Below are 16,971 nucleotides of genomic sequence, written 5' to 3'. Positions count from 1 at the left end.
CGTCCTTGGGGTGAGGAGGCAGCCGAGGTCACCTTCGTCCAAGCACGGACGAGGCGGAAGGGGCTGGCGTCCGGCCGCATGGAGGTCGACGCCGCAACCCGGACGATGATCGGCAACATCCCGGCGCGGACCGGGCGAAGCCTGGATGAGTGGTTCGCCGTCCTCGACGCGCCGCAACCGGCTCAGCCTCTGCCCTCCGCTCAGGGAGGACGTCGAGGTGGCGCCGAAGAAGACGTCCGTGTCGCTGCGTCGGTCCACACAGTTCGCCCTGCTCGAGGCGCCGAGCCGCACCCGACGGCGATCGAGTCGGGACGGTTCCGGCGACCGGACCGGTGACGGTCCCAGGACTCCGCACAAAGCCGAAGGGACGGCTCCGAATCCCGGAGCCGTCCCTTCGTCGAAAAGGTCAGTCGAGCTCGACGAGCGCGACGCCGGCCTGGACCGCGGTGCCCTTCTCGACCAGGATGCGGGCCACGATCCCGGCCTTCGGCGCGGTGATCTCGGTCTCCATCTTCATGGCCTCGAGCACGCACAGCACCTCGCCGGCCTCGATCTCCTGGCCCTCCTCGACCAGGACCCGGGCCACCGTGCCGGCCAGCGGCGCGACCACGGCGTTCGCCGAGGACGCCTGCACCGACGCGGTGGTCGGCGCGACCGGCCCGTGGGACGACCCGCCGATCACGATCGCGCCCAGTGAGGGAGTCTCCTGCTCCTCGACCTCGACGTCGATGTCGTACGCGACGCCGTTGACAGTCACCTTCAGTTTCATTGGTCTTTCCTTACTCAGCGCGTGTACAGCGGGTGGTGGGTGTGCTGGGAGCGACGCGTGTTCGACGCCCAGTTGCGACCCGTGGCGAAGCGCCGCTGGCGACGCCGGGCGCGGTGGCCGAGGTACGCGGCGACCGCGGCGGCGATGGCCACCATGGTGTCCTCGGGGACGTCCTTGGTGTGCACCTCGAGCGACTTGATCTTGACCTCGAGCCCCTCGACCCGCTCACTGAGCGACTTGACGAGCTCCAGCAGTTCCTCGTTGGTGGACATGGCGATCACACCGGCCCGAGGCCGTGCTTCTTCGCCGGACGCAGCTCGCGCTTGGTGGCCAGCAGCTCCAGGGCCATGGCCACCTTCCGACGGGTGTCACCCGGATCGATGATGTCGTCCACGAGGCCACGCGCGGCCGCGACGAACGGCGTCGAGAAGGTGCTGCGGTACTCCTCCACCAGCTCGGCCCGCTTGGCGACGGGGTCCTCGGCGGCAGCGATCTCCTTGCGGAAGACGATCTCCGCGGCACCCTCGGCACCCATGACCGCGATCTCCGCCGTCGGCCACGCGAACACCTTGTCCGCACCCAGGTCCTTGCAGGACATGGCGATGTACGCACCGCCGTAGGCCTTGCGCAGGACGACGGTGATCTTGGGCACGGTGGCCGCGGAGTACGCGTACAGCATCTTCGCGCCGTGGCGGATGATGCCGCCGTGCTCCTGGGCGACGCCGGGCATGTAGCCGGGGACGTCGACGAAGGTCACGATCGGGATGTTGAAGGCGTTGCAGAACCGGACGAACTTGCTGCCCTTGTCCGAGGAGTTGATGTCGAGCACGCCCGCCATCACGTTCGGCTGGTTCGCGACGATGCCGACGCTGCGACCGTTGATGTGGGCGAAGCCCACCACGATGTTCGCCGCGTAGCCGGCCTGCACCTCGAGGAAGTCGCCGTAGTCGACCACCTTGGCGATGACCTCGCGCACGTCGTAGCCCTGCTTGCCGTCCACCGGGACGACGTCGTGCAGGGACGGGTCGTAGTCGACGCTGTAGTCGCCGTCGACGAGCGGCGGCTCCTCGTTGTTGTTCTGCGGCAGGAAGCTGAGCAGCTTCTTCGCGATCAGGATCGCCTGCTCGTCGTCGTCGGCAACGAAGTGGTTGACGCCGGAGACGGACATGTGGGCGTCCGCGCCGCCGAGGCGGTCGGAGTCGACCTCCTCACCGGTGACCTGCTTGATGACGCTCGGCCCGGTGATGAACATGTGGGCCTTGCGGGTCTGGATGACGAAGTCGGTCAGCGCCGGGGAGTAGGCCGCGCCGCCGGCGCACGGGCCGGCGATGATCGAGATCTGCGGCACCACGCCGGACAGCAGCACGTTGGCGTAGAACACCTGGCCGTAGCCGGACAGGGAGTCGATCCCCTCCTGGACGCGCGCGCCGCCCGAGTCGTTGATGAAGACGAACGGGGTGCCGGTCTCCAGCGCCGCGTTCATCATCTCGACGACCTTCTTGGAGTGCGTCTCGCCCGCGGACCCACCCATGACGGTGAAGTCCTGGCTGGCGATGTGCACCGGGCGTCCGAGGACAGAGCCGGTGCCCGTGACGACGCCGTCGGCCGGCATGACCGCGGTGTCCATCCCGAAGGTGACGGTGCGGTTCTTCCGGAACAGGCCGATCTCCTGGAAGCTGTCCGGATCGATCAGCGCGTCGATCCGCTCCCTGGCGGTCATCTTGCCGGCGTCGCGCTGCTTCTGCAGGCGGGCCTCGCCACCGCCGGCGCGGGCGGTGAGCCGGGCCTCGAGCAGGTCCTCGACCCGCTTCTTCATCGGTACTGGCTTCTTGCTCATCTCAACTCACCTCACGCCATCTCGACCTGGACGCTGTGCTCGCGCCCGCCGAAGGAAACCTTGTACTTGATCGGACCGCGGACGGCGTTGGCAGCGCCACTGGCGGCGTCCGCCTCGGCCTTCAGCTGCTCGGCCGACTTGCCGACGTTCGTCGGGCCGTCGTCACGCGCGCTGAAGAAGCCCGGGGCGACACCCGGGAACATGGCGTAGGTGAGGACGTCCTCGTCGGTGCCGTCGAAGCCGTCGAGCTTGGACGCGTCCTCGACGAGCTTGTTCCACTCCGGCGGGATCAGGTCGGCCGGACGGACCGTGATCGGGTCCTTCTTGGCCTGCGCCTGGGCGATCGCCACGACCTCGGGGTTGCGCTCGCCGATGCACTCGCCGTAGTAGCCGAGCATCAGGTCGGCGAACTCGCCGGTCATCACCTTGTACTTGCCCATCAGGACGTTGAACACGGCCTGCGTGCCCACGATCTGGCTGGACGGGGTGACCAGCGGCGGGTGGCCGGCGTCCGCCTTGACCAGCGGCACCTCCGCCATGACCTCCTTGATGCGGTCGCCTGCACCCTGGGCCTTCAGCTGGCTCTCCATGTTCGAGAGCATGCCGCCGGGGATCTGGCTGGAGAAGATGTCGGTGTCCACCAGGGTGGCCGACTCGAACTCCGCGTACTTCGGGCGGATCTTGGTGAAATGGTCGCGGATCCGCAGCAGGCGCTCCGGGTCGAGGTCCGTGGTGTACGGGGTGCCCTCGAGCATCGCGACGAGGGACTCGGTCGGGTTGTGGCCCGGGCCGAGCGACATCGAGCTGATCGCGGTGTCGACGACGTCCGCGCCGGCCTCGATCGCCTTCATCAGCGAGACGAGGGTCACGCCGGTGGTCGCGTGGCAGTGGACGTTGACCTGCACGTCCTCGCCGTAGGTCTCCTTGATGCCGCGGATGATGTCGTAGGCGGGCTGCGGCTGCAGCAGCGCAGCCATGTCCTTCAGCGCAAGCGACTCGGCACCCATGTCGAGCAGCTGGCCGGCCAGGTGCACGTAGCCCTCGACGGTGTGCAGCGGGGAGATCGTGTAGCAGATGGTGCCCTGGGCGTGCTTGCCGGTCTTCTTGACCGCCTGCATCGCGTGGGCCATGTTGCGCGGATCGTTCAGCGCGTCGAAGACGCGGAACACGTCCATGCCGTTCTCGGCGGACTTGTCCACGAACCGCTCCACCACTTCGTCCTCGTAGTGGCGGTAGCCGAGCAGGTTCTGGCCGCGCAGCAGCATCTGGAGACGGGAGTTGGGCATCAGTTCGCGGAAGGTCCGCAGACGCACCCAGGGATCCTCGTTGAGGAATCGGATACAGGCATCGTAGGTAGCGCCGCCCCAGCACTCGACGCTCCAGTAGCCCGCCTGGTCGATGTCCTCGCACGCCTCGACCATGTCTTCGAGGGCCATGCGGGTCGCCATGAGGCTCTGGTGGGCGTCGCGGAGGGCGAGCTCGGTCACACCAATGGTTCGCTGACTCATGGTGCAATCCTCTCAGACCCACTACTACGCCTCGTCGTATCCGGCCGATTCGGGACAGGCGTGAGACGCGTCGTCTCATGTGTGAGAAATGGTGCTCGGACCCGCCTCCGGGCCCACTCCACAACCCCGTCCGAATCACCGCTTCGCTACGTGTAGTGCTTCTTCGCGACGCAAGCCCGGGCAGCGAGGCGGAGGACGCGTAGCGAGGCTCCCGACGAAGGTGTACGAAGTCGACCGTTCCGGCGCCGGGTGGGCAGCGGGCTACATATCCTCCTGGGGGAGAGGCTCGGAGGTAGCGATGAAGGCACGCGCACTCTGCGCGCTGGCGTCCGTGCTCGCGCTCGGGATCAGTGGACTGGGAGCGGCACCAGCGAGGGCCGACGATACCGCCGCGGTGCCGGACGCGAGCTTCCGTCACTGCCTGCAACGCAACCTGAACCTGCAGGAGCTCCCGCCGGAACTGACCGCGGAGAACCTGGCGCGTCTGCGACTGGTCTCGTGCTGGGAGTACGGCGACGGTGTGATCCGCGATGTCACGGGCGCGGAATTGCTTACCGGGACGACCGTCCTCTTCCTCGAGAGCACCGCGCTGACCGACCTCGCCCCGATCACCGGGCTCGGCGCGGTCGAGCAGTTCGTCATCCAGACCAGCGAGCCAGTGGACCTGTCGCCGATCGCCACCCTCCCCAAGCTGTGGGCGCTGGGCCTGAAGCTTCCGGAGGTGTCGGATATCGGCATCGTCCGGCACCTGCCGCAGCTCCGCGCGATCCAACTCAGGCTCGACCCGTCGACCTCGCTGGCCCCGCTCGCGGACCTGCCGCTGCTGGACCAAGTGCTGCTCGAGTCGGGCTTCACCGACCTCTCCGTGCTGGACGGCCTGCCCGCCCTCGACCTGCTGCACGTCCGCGTCGACGGCGCGACGCCGGCCGGGCTGCACCTGCCCGCTTCCGTCGCGAGGCTCGACCTCTCCGGCCCACACCTGGAGCGGCTCGACGGCATCCCGGCGGGATCGTCCGTGAAGAACGTCGACATCCGCGCGGCCGGACTCACCAGCCTCTCCGGAATCGGCGCGCTCGAGGACGTCACCCACCTGAACGTCCGCAGCGCGCAGATCACCGACCTCGCCGGGCTCGCGTCCCTGAGCGAACTCGAGAGCCTCGACCTCGGCGAGAACGCGATCACCGACCTTTCTGCGCTCGCGTCCCTTGAGAAGCTGAAGAATCTCCAACTCGCCGGGAATGAGATCACCGACATCTCGCCCCTCACCGGGCTGCACGCTCTCACCACGCTGGACCTGTCCCGCAATCCGGTCGCCGACCTCCGGCCACTGCGCGGCCTCTCTGGTCTCGCCACCCTTGCGCTCGACGAGACGGGTGTCACCGACGTCAGCCCGCTCGGCGAGGTGCCGCACCTGGCCAGCCTCAGCGCCACGGGGAACCACCTTGCCGATCTCGGCTCGCCCGGCACCCTCGCTCACCTCACCGTCGCCCGGCTCTCAAGCAACGGACTCCGCTCCATCGAAGGACTGCGCGGCGCGCGTCTGACTTCGGTGGCGCTGCACCGCAACGAGATCGAGGACGTGGGCCCGCTCGCGTCGGTCGCCGGCGGGGCGGGGGTCGGGCTCGACTTCAACCACGTCCGCGACCTCAGCCCACTTCCGGACACGGCGCTGGTCCATGCGGCCTGGCAGACCCTCACGCATCCCGCCGCAACCGTCGGCGTCCCGAGCGACCTCGGCCTTCGGGACGTCCGGGGCGAGAAGCTCTGCCCCACGTTCACCCCCGCCGCGCCCTGCACCGACGGTGCGGCAACCTTCCCCCTGTCCGGGACCTATCGGGGGGCGGTCCAGGTCAATGACTCGTCGCAGACATTCAGTGCCTCCTACACCGTCGCCGCCGGACCCGATCGCGAGTTCAGCCGGACGTACACGCCGACCGTCGGCGGCGTACCGACGGTTGGCCTTTCGGTGGGCGCGCAGGTGAGGGAGTGGAGCCCGAAGGTCGACCACTTCACCTACCGCTGGTACCGCGACGGCACGGCCATCCCCGGCGATGCCGCGACCAGCTACTACTACAACGCCGTCGGCGCCGACCGCGGCGCACATCTCTCGGTCTGTGTCACTGGGCACCTGGACGGTTACGCCGACACCACTCGCTGTTCGTCTCGCACTCGCGCCACCCTGACCGGGTGGATCAGCTTCCCTGCTCGGCCGAAGGTCGCAGGCCCGGCAGCGACGGACGCGACGCTCACCGCCGTGGCCTCCACGTACAACAAGGAGGTGCGGCTGACCTATCAGTGGCAGCGCAACCGCAAGGACATCAAGGGCGCGACCGCCGCGACGTACACGGTGACGTCCTCGGACGTCGGCGACGAGTTGCGGGTGAAGGTGAGGGGGACCGCTTCCGGCTACTACGCCCACACCGAGTATTCGAAGTCGGTGACGGTCCACAAGGCCCTCCTCCTCCCGGTCGTGCCGACGGTCAGCGGGGACGCGAAGGCCGGTTCCACGCTCACCGCCGATCCCGGTGCCTGGGGACCCGCCCCCGTCAACCTGGCCTACCAGTGGTATGCGGACGGACGCGTGCTGGCGAGGCAGACCGGTAGGACCCACGTCGTCTCTTCCGCCGAACTGGGGAAGACGATCACCGTGACCGTGACCGCGACGAAGCGGGGCTACTACACCTCGCGCCGCACGTCGGTGCCGACCGCGGCGGTCGTCGCGGCCTGACGTCAGTCCTTGTGGCGGATGCGCGGCATCCGCTTCGCGAGCTCGGACTCGAACAGCCGGCCGACGGCGGACGCGTCGAGCTTGCCGTCCAGGGTCGGCAGCGACTTCGTGAACGCCCGCTGGCACACCACCACCCACGCCTGTCCCATGGCCAGCGTGAACGAAGAGGCGACCGAGGCGTTGATCACGCCGCCGACCACGCTGCCCGCGCCGGGGATGAACTTCAGCAGGCCGGCGGCGGCCGCCCGTCCGGCAGAGGTGGCCACAGAGGTGGACGCGATCGCCAGCAGCGCCGACTTGTCCAGGCCCAGGCCGTGCAGCTGGGCGATCCGGGCCATCATCGACAACTGGATCGGCACCAGCATGGCCGCGGAGGAGAACGGGATCGGGACGGCGGCGGCCGCGGCAGCGGCGGTCACGGCAGCGGCGATGGCCTTGTTCGACTGGCTCGCCTTGAGCTGAACATCGATCGCCTGGGCCGCGACGAGGGCTCCCTGGACCGCCTCCGGAGCGCGGCGAAAGGTGGCACCGAGGACCTCCATCAAGCCGTAGGGCGGCTGACCGGTGAACTGGTCCCTCATCGCGTAGGTCAGGTACGGGCGGCCGTCGACGATGGGGAGGCCTCGGGCTTCGAGCTGGCGGGCCAGCTCGATCGCGTCCGGGTGGTAGACGCCGTCGCGCATCGGCACCTGGGTGAGCACCACGACGACCGGGAGCCCGAGGGAGTCCAGGGTGCGGATGAACCGCTCCTCGAAGTCCTCGAAGCGACGGTCCATGCCGCGCAGGCAGTACCAGGCGACGTGGATCTGCTCGTCGATCGGCTTGCCGCGGCTCTGGTTCACCGCCTTGGTGAGCTCGCCGATGATCTTGTCGTCGTCCCGTCCGAGCTCGAGCCCGCGGGTGTCGATGACCCCCAGCGAGCCGCGCTTGTCGAGGTAGAGGTGCGAACCGTTCGTCACGGGGGCGCCGATGCCGGTCACCGCAACCGGCTCGCCGAAGATGGCGTTCACCAGCGTCGACTTGCCGACGCCGGTCTTGCCGAACACGGCGATGTTGACCCGGCCGAGCTCGGCCTCCTGCTTGGCGAACTCTGCCCGGAAGCTCTCGGTGAACCATTGCGTCACCGGGCCAGCCTATTCAGCGGGCCGCGACGGACCATGCCGGGCATGCCCTGAATCGCCCCCGGGTTCGGGCCCTGACCGCGGCCCCGGCGTCCGAGACGGCTGTCAGCCCGGGATGGTGTCCACGGGCCGGTCGGTGAGGACGGCGACGACGGCGTCGATGGTCACCTGCAGGTAGCTGCGCCCGTCGGAGCCGATGACGTTCGGGTCGTAGTAGTGGGCCTTGCCGTTGTGGTGCATCGGGCCGAGGTCGATGATGTCGATCCGCCCCTCCTTGAGGGCGTCGCTCCACGGCGAGAAGGCTGCGCGCGGCCACCGTCCGGCGAACATCACCCCGCCGAGCTTCTCGAACACGTCCTTGGTGCCGCGCAGGTGCCACAGGTGCTCCACCCGCGCCAGGCCCGGGTCGTCGGACATCATCCCCCCGATGGACACCACCCGGACGGGGATCTTCCCCATCCCGAGGTACCAGGCCGCACCGATGGAGATCTGCGCGCCGCCGCTCCAGCCGATGAGCGTGACCGGCTTGCCGCCGTCCAGCTGGTAGCCCTTCCTGCGCAGCGCCTCCACCACCTCGCGGGCGGTGCCGAGGTTGTACGCCGGGCCGTAGCGCCGGTCGGCACTGACGAACAGCTGCATCGCGTTGCGGGCGTTGACGAGCATGCCGGCGAGGGCTTCCGGCTTCTTCAGCCGGGCCTTCTCGATCCGGCTCCACAGCCAGCTGAGGGCACGCTGGCCGGTGAGCCCCTTGTTCGTCACCGAGTACGGGAAGACGTCGCGGATGACGGCGGTGTTCGGCAGCGCCTCCAGCGCCTCCACCAGCGGGAGTTCCTCTGGCGGGATGGAGCGGCCGTCGATCGCACCGATGCCGGAGAGGTAGACGATGTAGTGCTCGAACGGCTCCGGCGTGTCGTCCCCGTCGTCGTCCACCAGAATCTGCTGGACGGTCTGCGCCGCCTCCTCCGCACCACGTTTCGACCACCAGCCCAGCGCCTCCAGGGGCGCCACGGTGAGCGCGAGGAGGACGAAGACAAGGAGCCCAACCAGCAGGATCGTGAGCATCAGTCCCGCCCTCCCTTCGCGGGGTGCTCCTCGACCGGCAGGAACGGGTGGCCGGAGAGCAGGTCGCGGCCGGTGAGCATCACGGGGTGCCCACTCACCAGACGGAAGATCCGGCTGCCGAGGTAGGCGACCGGTCTCGCCAGGGCCCAGGACATCAGCTGCATTGACCCCCATGCCAGCAGGGTGACCACGAGCGCGCGCCACAGGCTGGTGTCGTACAGCACCTGCACGATCACCCACAGTGCCACCACCGACCAGGCCTGGAGGAAACGGGCGATCGCCGGCCCGAAGTACGGGACGAGGGCCAGGACGCCGAACACCATCGGGGCGGTGGACAACAGCATCCCGCGGATCACGAACGGCGCGATGGGGTCGTGGCCGACGACCCAGTCGCCCACGAGAACCAGCACGACGGCCTGCACCAGGTAGAGGCCGATCATGCCCAGCCCGTTGAGCAGCAGCGAGACCCCGAACCGGATCCCGCGCACGCGGTTGAAGAACAGCACGGCCGAGTCGCCCAGGAGCATCGAGATCCCGGCGAGAAGGGCGACGGTGAGCGCGATCTGACCGTTCGCCGGATGGGCGGCGAACCACTCCGCCGTCGAGCGGTCGAGCGTGAAGACCCCCCACAGGGCACGGCCGACCGCTCCCCAGAAGTCGAGGAAACCCACTTCGGCCTCCCTGCTTGTAGGAGTGTGACGCGACGAGGCTAGCAGCGCGGCTTGTCCGTGGCGACGACCGAATGGTGACCACGGCGACCGCCATTCGAGAGACGGGCATAAGTTCCTCAGGTTGCACGTGGGCCGCGAGGAGGCGGCCCCGGTACCCCCGTGAGAAGGACCCCATGAGCCTGCTGCGCACCAAGTCGATCGAGCAGTCGATCGCCGACACCGACGAGCCCGAGTACCAGCTGAAGAAGTCGCTGAGCGCCCTCGACCTGACGGTCTTCGGCGTCGGCGTCGTCATCGGCGCAGGCATCTTCACCCTGACCGGCCGGGCCGCCCACAACGTGGCCGGCCCGTCCATCGTGATCAGCTTCGTGATCGCGGCGATCTGCTGCGCGCTGGCGGCCATGTGCTACGCGGAGTTCGCCTCCACCGTGCCGGTGTCGGGCTCGGCCTACACGTTCTCCTACGCCTCGCTGGGCGAGATCTTCGCCTGGATCATCGGCTGGGACCTGATCCTGGAGATGTTCCTCGGGGCGTCCGTCGTGGCCCAGGGGTGGAGCGCCTACCTCGGCGCGTTCCTGGGCAAGCTGGGCATCACGCTGCCCGAGGCCCTCAGCTACGGCGGCGTCGTGGACCTGCCGGCGATCCTGCTGGTGATCGTGCTCGGCTTCCTGGTGACGATCGGCATCAAGGAGTCGCTGCGGGTCAACCTGGCCCTGGTCGGGCTGAAGCTGTTCATCGTCTTGTTCGTGATCTTCGCCGGCATCGGCTTCATCAACCCCGCGAACTACACCCCGTTCATCCCGCCGGCGGCGCCGACGGCTTCCGGCACGGGTGCAGAGGTGTGGACGCAGCCGCTGCTCCAGTTCGTCACCGGCGCTGTCCCGTCCACGTTCGGCGTGGGCGGCGTCCTTGCGGGCGCGGCCCTGGTGTTCTTCGCCTACATCGGCTTCGACGTCGTGGCGACCACGGCGGAGGAGACCAAGAACCCGCAGCGCGACCTGCCGATCGGCATCATCGCGTCCCTGGCGATCTGCACGGTGCTGTACTGCGCGGTGGCCCTCGTGGTGACCGGCATGGTGCCCTACGACCAGCTCGACCCGAGCGCTGCCCTGGCCAACGCCTTCGCGTTCCACGGCCAGGCCTGGATGGCCACCCTGATCTCCGCCGGCGCGGTCGCGGGCCTCACCACGGTCGTCCTCACGCTGATGATCGGCGCGACCCGCCTGATCTTCGCGATGTGCCGCGACGCGCTGCTGCCGATGGGCCTGGCGAAGGTGCACCCGAAGTACCGCACCCCCTGGCTGATCACCGCGATCGTCACCGGCGTGGTCGCGGTCGTGGCCGGCTTCACCCCGGTCGGCGTCCTCGAGGAGATGGTGAACATCGGCACGCTGTCGGCGTTCGTCCTGGTCTCGATCGGGATCGTGGTGCTGCGCAGGAAGCGTCCCGACCTGCCCCGGTCGTTCCGGGTGCCGCTGTCGCCGTGGCTGCCGATCCTCTCCGCGGTGATCTGCGGCTACCTGATGCTCAACCTCTCTGTGGAGACCTGGCTGAGGTTCCTGATCTGGCTGGTCATCGGCTTCCTCATCTACTTCCTCTACTCCCGCAGCCACTCCCGGCTCGCCACCGGCGTCCGCATTCGTCCCGACATGCTCGCCGCGATGGAGGAGGGCCACGCCCCGCACGACCCGCGTTAGCCCCCGCCGGGGGGCGCGGAGCGGCGTCCGGTAGGCTTGGCTGGTTCCCTGAAGATCCGGAGTCCGGCATGCCCGCACGCGCAGACCTGCGCAACGTCGCCATCATCGCCCACGTCGACCACGGCAAGACCACCCTGGTGGACGCCATGCTGTGGCAGTCCGGCGCCTTCCGCGAGAACCAGGACGTGAACACCCGCGTCATGGACTCCATGGACCTGGAGCGTGAGAAGGGCATCACGATCCTGGCCAAGAACACCGCCGTCGACCACGTCCTCGGCGACGGCTCCACCGTCACGATCAACATCATCGACACCCCCGGCCACGCCGACTTCGGCGGCGAGGTCGAGCGCGGCCTGGAGATGGTGGACGGGGTCCTGCTGCTGGTGGACGCCTCCGAGGGGCCGCTCCCGCAGACCCGCTTCGTGCTGCGCAAGGCGCTGGCCAAGAACCTGCCGATCATCGTGGTGATCAACAAGGTCGACCGCCCCGACGCCCGCATCGCCGAGGTGATCGACGAGGTGTACGCCCTGTTCCTCGACCTGCTCGAGGACGACGAGGCACACCACCTGGACTTCCCGATCATCTACTGCGCCGCGAAGGCCGGCCGGGCGTCGATGACCAAGCCCGAGGACGGCGGCATGCCCGACTCGCCGAACCTGGAGCCGCTGTTCCAGCTGATCATGGAGACGATCCCGGCCCCCCTCTACACCGAGGACGCCCCCCTCCAGGCGCACGTGACCAACCTCGACGCCTCCCCCTACCTGGGACGGCTGGCGCTGTGCCGCATCGTCGAGGGCACCATCACCCGCGGCCAGACGGTGGCCTGGTGCCGCCACGACGGGACGATCAGCAACGTCCGGCTGTCCGAGCTGCTGATCACCAGGGCGCTCGAGCGGGTCCCGGCGGAGTCGGCCGGCCCCGGCGACATCGTGGCCATCGCCGGCATCCCGGAGATCACCATCGGCGAGACCCTCGCCGACCCGAACGACCCGCGTCCGCTGCCGCTGATCCACGTCGACGAGCCGTCGATCTCGATGACGATCGGCATCAACACCTCACCGCTCGCCGGCCGGGTGGGCAAGCTGCTCACCGCCCGCCTGGTGAAGAACCGCCTCGACACCGAACTCGTGGGCAACGTGTCGATCCGGGTGCTGAACACCGAGCGTCCCGACACCTGGGAGGTCCAGGGACGAGGCGAGCTCCAGCTCGCCGTGCTGGTGGAGATGATGCGCCGGGAGGGCTTCGAGCTGACCGTCGGCAAGCCGGAGGTGCTCACGCGCGAGATCGACGGGCACCTCCACGAGCCGGTCGAGCGGCTCACGGTGGACATCCCCGAGGAGCACGTCGGCACGATCAGCCAGTTGATGGGCACGCGCAGGGCGCGCATGGAGCAGATGGTGAACCACGGCACCGGCTGGGTGCGGGTGGAGTACGTCATCCCGGCCCGGGGCCTGATCGGGTTCCGCACCGAGTTCCTCACCGAGACCCGCGGCACCGGCATCATGCACCACGTCTTCGAGGGCTACGAGCCGTGGGCGGGCGAGATCCGGACGCGGCTGACCGGCTCGCTGGTCGCCGACCGGCTGGGCACGGTCACCTCCTACGCGCTGTTCAACCTCCAGGAGCGGGGGACGCTGTTCGTCGCCCCCGGCGACGAGGTGTACGAGGGCATGATCGTCGGGGAGAACCCCCGCGCCGACGACATGGACGTGAACCCCACCAAGGAGAAGAAGCTCACCAACGTGCGCTCCTCCACCGGCGACGAGCTGGAGCGGCTGATCCCGCCGCGCCTGCTCAGCCTCGAGCAGTCGCTGGAGTTCTGCCGCTCGGACGAGTGCCTGGAGGTCACGCCGAAGAATGTGCGCATCCGGAAGGTCACCCTCGGCGCGGACGAGCGGGCCAAGCTGCGCAACCGCGCCAAGAAGGCCTGACCACCGGTCTGTACGGACACGGCGTCCGCTCCCGCCACACCGGCGGCACCGCCCTAGACTCTGGGCGGACAGCTGACCCCCGGGAGCGCGCATGACCAGTGGCTGGGACGGCATACCCGATCCGGAGTCCTGAACCCGACGGTGCCCACGGCCGGCGACGCACGCCGCCGGGCTGGCTAGCCTGCTGCCATGTCCCTTCCGGTGCTCGACGCCACCGACCAGCGCATCCTCGGCAGCCTGCTCGAGAAGCAGCACACCGTCCCTGGGAGCTACCCGCTCACCCTGAACGCGCTGCGCACGGCCTGCAACCAGACGTCCAGCCGCGAACCGGTCACCGACTACGACGAGAAGACGCTCACCGAGGCCCTCAAGGGGCTGCGGGACCGGCGGCTGGTGCGTGTGGTCTGGGCCGAGAAGGGCTCGCGGACGCTGAAGTACCACCAGCTGCTCGACGCCGAGCTCGCGCTGGCCGACGACGAGCGGGCGCTGCTCACCGTCCTGCTGCTGCGGGGCCCCCAGTCGCCCGGGGAGCTGAGGACGCGCACCGAACGCCTCCACCCCTTCGCCGACAAGGACGCCGTCGCGGCCTGCCTGGCCCGGCTGGCGTCGGCCTCGCCGCCGCTGGTGCGCGAGCTGCCGCTGCAGCGCGGCCAGCAGGACCGGCGCTGGGTGCACCTGCTGGGCCCGGTGGCCGCCGGCGCGCCGGCCGCAGACGCCCCCGCCGACCGCGAGGCCGTCCTCGCCGGTGGCGCGGCGGCGCGGGACGCGGCCGTCCTCGCCGCCTACGACGCCGCGGCAGCGGCCTACTCCGAGGCGCTCATCGACGAGCTGGTCGGCAAGCCGTTCGACGTCTGGATCCTGGAGCGGATCGCGGCCGAGGCCGACGGCCCGGTGATGGACCTGGGCTGCGGACCCGGCCAGATCATGGCGTTCCTCGCCGACACCGGCATCGAGGTGCACGGCCTGGACGGATCCGCGGCCATGGTCGAGCAGGCGCGCGCCAACTTCCCCGACCTCGACGTCGCCGTCGGCCGGTTCCACCAGCTGCTCCGCCCCCGCAACGCGGCGGCGTGGGGGGCCGTCGTCGCCTGGTACGCCTTCGTCCACCTGGCTCCGTCCGAACTGGCGCCGACGATGGCCGGCGTGGCCGCCACCCTGCGTCCCGGCGGCACGCTCGCGCTCGCGCTCCACCTGGGCGAGGGCATCGTGCACGCCGACACCCTGTGCGGCGTCGCGGTCGACCTGGACGTCGTCACCCACGACCGCGACCAGGTGCTCGCTGCCGTCGGCGAAGCCGGCCTCGAGGTGGCGGAGTGGTACGTCCGCTCGCCGTATCCGGACGAGGCACAGACCACTCGCCTGTACGTGCTCGCGCGTCGCCCGGCCTAGGACAACCCGCCGAGAAAGCCGGCGACAGCGTCGATGACCTGCTGTTCCGCCTGCGCCCTGCTGACGCCAGGCACCCCGTCGCCGGCCTGCGGGCCGTAGCGGCCGAAGAAGCTGTGCACGGCGCCCTGGACGTCCACCAGCGGCGTGCCCGCGGGGAGCCGGGCGAGTCCGCCCGCGACGTCCGCGGCATCGGCCACGCCGTCGTTGGCCGCCCGCAGGCTGAGCGCGGCCAGGCCGGATCCGCTGAGGTCGGCACCGTCGGGAGGGTAGGCCGCCATCAGCACCAGTCCCGCGGCCGGACGCCGTCCCGCGCGCTGCTCGTCCGCGAGGTACTGGGCGGCCATCGCCCCGCCGAGGGAGTGGCCGGCGAGCACCACCCTCCGGCCCTGCCCGTAGTGCGCGATGAGCGCCGTCGCGCGCCCGGGATCGGTGACGGCCAGGTCGAAGGAGAACTCGGGGATCACGGTCTCGTACCCGCGCACGGCCAGCGCCCTGGCCAGCCACTCGTAGGCCTGGGGACGCACCAGTCCCCCGGGGTACAGGACCACCAGGATGTCCTTGCGCGAGGTGCCCGTGGGGGGCGGGACGTCGATCACCCGGCCACCGCCCGCGGTCTCCAGCACCGGGGTGACACCCGCCGACGCGGCGTCCGTGACGGCGTCCTGGCCCAGCACGAGCGGCGGCCGGACGATCACTGGCCACGCGGAGCCCACGCCGAAGGCGAGGGCCACGGCGACCACGATGCCGACCCAGGCGAGGACGCGCCGCACGTCAGGCCCTGCCCAGTCCCGGCTCCGGGCGCCAGTGCAGCCCGGACTCCGGGTCGACCAGTGCCTCCTGGGACGCCGCCACCCCGTCCACCTCCAGCACGGCGTCGACCGGGACCGTCCGCTTCAGCAGCGCGAGGCCCACCGGGCCCAGCTCGTGGTGGCGCTCGGAGGTGCCCATCCGGCCCACCGCGCGGCCCTCGAGCAGCACGTCGGCCCCGACCGTCGGGAGCCGCTCCGCGCTGCCGTCCAGGTGCAGCAGGGCCAGCCGGCGCGGCGGCCGGCCGAGGTTGTAGACCCGCGCGACCGTCTCCTGGCCCGGGTAGCAGCCCTTGCGCAGGTGCACGGCGGGCCCCAGCAGGTCGCCGGAGGGATTCGCGAGCTCGTTGGGGATCGTCCGCTCGTCGGTGTCGAGGAAGATCCGCGGCGTGCCGGACGCGATCCGGACGGCCTCCATCGCCCAGGTACCGGCGCGGGTGTCGCCGAGCACGGCCTCGACCTCCGCCGCCGGCACGATCACCGGCCCGGTCGTCGATCCCGGGGGAAGCACGAGCGCGTGATCAGCGCCGAGCTCGGCCACCTCGACCCGGGCGGCGAAGACCATCCGGCGCAGCCAGGCCACCAGCGCGTCCCGGCGACCCGGCTCGGTGTGGCACCACAGGATGGTGCCGTCGTCCACGGCCCCGAACACATGGGTCAGGTGGCCCTGGGCGTCGAGGATGTAGGCGACCGTCGGCGTGCCGGGCGCGAGCGAGGCGAAGTCCTGGCTGGTGATGTCGTTCAGCCAGCGCAGCCGGTCCGCGCCGCCGACGGTGAACAGGGGCCGGTGGGACAGGTCCACCCCCGCGCGGCCGGCCTCGAGCGCCTTCTGCTCCCGGAGGGGGTCGCCGTAGTGCCAGACGGCACCGGCGTCCACGCCCTCGGGGACCCGGACGGTCACCGGCGTTCGAGCTGCGCCCACAGGTAGGGCTGCAGCTCGTGGTCCTCTGTGGCGCGGTCGAAAGAGAACAGCAGGCGTCCCTCGACGTTGCCGTACAGGCGCCGGCCCGCGGTATAGGCCACCTTGGCGTCCCGGGTGCGTGCGACCGCGTCGGTCACCAGGTCGAGACGGCCCGGCTGGAGCTTGCCGAACCAGATCTCGGCGAAGCCGTCCGGCGAGCACATCACGACGTCGACCGTGCCGTCGGCCAGCGGGCGCCAGAAGCCGGTCTCCATGAACAGCGGCTTCGTCGGCGCGCCCGCCTCGTCCACCTCGAACGCCTGGCACAGGTAGTGCAGGTAGTCCTCGCCGTTGTCGGCGAAGTCCACCTGGAGCGCGTAGCTGTGCTTCTCCAGGCCGGGCCACTGGCGGTAGCCGGTGCCCTCCCAGCGTCCGCGCAGCCACGCGACGCCGACCAGGGCCGGGTTCAGGTCGGACGGAATCTCGAAAGCCATCTCACTCCCCTCTTCTGCCGCGCACCAGCGCGACGATGCCGAGCCCGGCGAGGACGA

At 70.0% G+C, this 16,971-nt stretch carries 14 protein-coding genes; 4 read left to right on the top strand and 10 right to left on the bottom strand.

From position 1 onward, the window contains the following. Positions 1–406 precede the first annotated feature (406 nt). The 4 genes from ACFQQJ_RS04025 to ACFQQJ_RS04010 are packed head-to-tail and all read right to left on the bottom strand — an operon-like array spanning position 407 to position 4,114. Positions 407–769, bottom strand: a complete 363-nt coding sequence (locus tag ACFQQJ_RS04025) for a biotin/lipoyl-containing protein (RefSeq protein WP_377104359.1) — start codon at positions 767–769, stop codon at positions 407–409. Between the two features lie 14 nt (positions 770–783). After that, positions 784–1,041: a hypothetical protein gene (locus tag ACFQQJ_RS04020; protein WP_377104357.1), complete on the bottom strand. Its 258-nt coding sequence runs from the start codon at positions 1,039–1,041 to the stop codon at positions 784–786. 5 nt (positions 1,042–1,046) lie between these two features. Next, positions 1,047–2,606, bottom strand: coding sequence for an acyl-CoA carboxylase subunit beta (locus tag ACFQQJ_RS04015; RefSeq protein WP_377104355.1), 1,560 nt, complete (start codon positions 2,604–2,606; stop codon positions 1,047–1,049). Between the two features lie 11 nt (positions 2,607–2,617). Beyond that, entirely contained in the window at positions 2,618–4,114 is a 1,497-nt protein-coding gene (locus tag ACFQQJ_RS04010; protein ID WP_377104353.1) for a methylmalonyl-CoA carboxytransferase subunit 5S, read from the bottom strand. A gap of 298 nt (positions 4,115–4,412) precedes the next feature. On the opposite strand from ACFQQJ_RS04010, the gene ACFQQJ_RS04005 reads away from it, so the two are divergent. Further along, positions 4,413–6,842, top strand: a complete 2,430-nt coding sequence (locus ACFQQJ_RS04005) for a leucine-rich repeat domain-containing protein (protein WP_377104351.1) — start codon at positions 4,413–4,415, stop codon at positions 6,840–6,842. Between the two features lie 2 nt (positions 6,843–6,844). Here ACFQQJ_RS04005 and ACFQQJ_RS04000 read toward each other — a convergent pair whose 3' ends face one another. The 3 genes from ACFQQJ_RS04000 to ACFQQJ_RS03990 all read right to left on the bottom strand — a co-directional run bounded on the left by ACFQQJ_RS04000 (position 6,845) and on the right by ACFQQJ_RS03990 (position 9,696). Then, positions 6,845–7,966 carry a GTPase family protein gene (locus ACFQQJ_RS04000; protein WP_377104350.1) on the bottom strand — a complete coding sequence of 374 codons (1,122 nt, stop codon included), beginning with the start codon at positions 7,964–7,966 and terminating at the stop codon, positions 6,845–6,847. Positions 7,967–8,068: 102 nt separating this feature from the next. Then, positions 8,069–9,025, bottom strand: coding sequence for a hypothetical protein (locus ACFQQJ_RS03995; protein ID WP_377104348.1), 957 nt, complete (start codon positions 9,023–9,025; stop codon positions 8,069–8,071). Continuing rightward, complete coding sequence (locus ACFQQJ_RS03990) at positions 9,025–9,696, bottom strand: hypothetical protein (protein ID WP_377104346.1); 672 nt, start codon at positions 9,694–9,696, stop codon at positions 9,025–9,027. Before ACFQQJ_RS03990 ends, ACFQQJ_RS03995 begins: the two co-directional genes overlap by 1 nt. Before the next feature lie 173 nt (positions 9,697–9,869). Between ACFQQJ_RS03990 and ACFQQJ_RS03985 the strand changes: the two genes are divergently transcribed. From ACFQQJ_RS03985 to ACFQQJ_RS03975, 3 genes are all read left to right on the top strand, one after another. Beyond that, positions 9,870–11,393, top strand: coding sequence for an amino acid permease (locus ACFQQJ_RS03985; RefSeq protein WP_377104344.1), 1,524 nt, complete (start codon positions 9,870–9,872; stop codon positions 11,391–11,393). Between the two features lie 68 nt (positions 11,394–11,461). Continuing rightward, positions 11,462–13,324, top strand: a complete 1,863-nt coding sequence (gene typA, locus ACFQQJ_RS03980; protein ID WP_377104342.1) for a translational GTPase TypA — start codon at positions 11,462–11,464, stop codon at positions 13,322–13,324. Positions 13,325–13,513: 189 nt separating this feature from the next. Further along, the gene (locus tag ACFQQJ_RS03975) at positions 13,514–14,713 is read left to right on the top strand and encodes a DUF480 domain-containing protein (RefSeq protein ID WP_377104340.1); all 1,200 of its coding nucleotides are present in this window, start codon (positions 13,514–13,516) and stop codon (positions 14,711–14,713) included. Here the strand turns inward: ACFQQJ_RS03975 and ACFQQJ_RS03970 are convergent. From ACFQQJ_RS03970 to ACFQQJ_RS03960, 3 genes are read right to left on the bottom strand one after another with little or no spacing between them, the layout of a single operon-like run. After that, positions 14,710–15,483, bottom strand: coding sequence for an alpha/beta hydrolase (locus tag ACFQQJ_RS03970; RefSeq protein WP_377104338.1), 774 nt, complete (start codon positions 15,481–15,483; stop codon positions 14,710–14,712). The genes ACFQQJ_RS03975 and ACFQQJ_RS03970 overlap by 4 nt on opposite strands. Position 15,484: 1 nt before the next feature. Continuing rightward, positions 15,485–16,420, bottom strand: a complete 936-nt coding sequence (locus ACFQQJ_RS03965; RefSeq protein WP_377104336.1) for a YgfZ/GcvT domain-containing protein — start codon at positions 16,418–16,420, stop codon at positions 15,485–15,487. Beyond that, positions 16,417–16,914 (bottom strand): FABP family protein, encoded by a 498-nt coding sequence (locus ACFQQJ_RS03960; protein ID WP_377104334.1) that lies wholly within the window; start codon positions 16,912–16,914, stop codon positions 16,417–16,419. Before ACFQQJ_RS03960 ends, ACFQQJ_RS03965 begins: the two co-directional genes overlap by 4 nt. Positions 16,915–16,971: the final 57 nt, after the last annotated feature.

The sequence above is a fragment of the Propionicimonas sp. T2.31MG-18 genome (genome assembly GCF_964266745.1).
Classification (GTDB): Bacteria; Actinomycetota; Actinomycetes; order Propionibacteriales; family Propionibacteriaceae; genus Propionicimonas.
The sequence above is the reverse complement of the archived record's forward strand: the minus strand, read 5'-3'. Positions and strand labels throughout refer to the sequence as shown.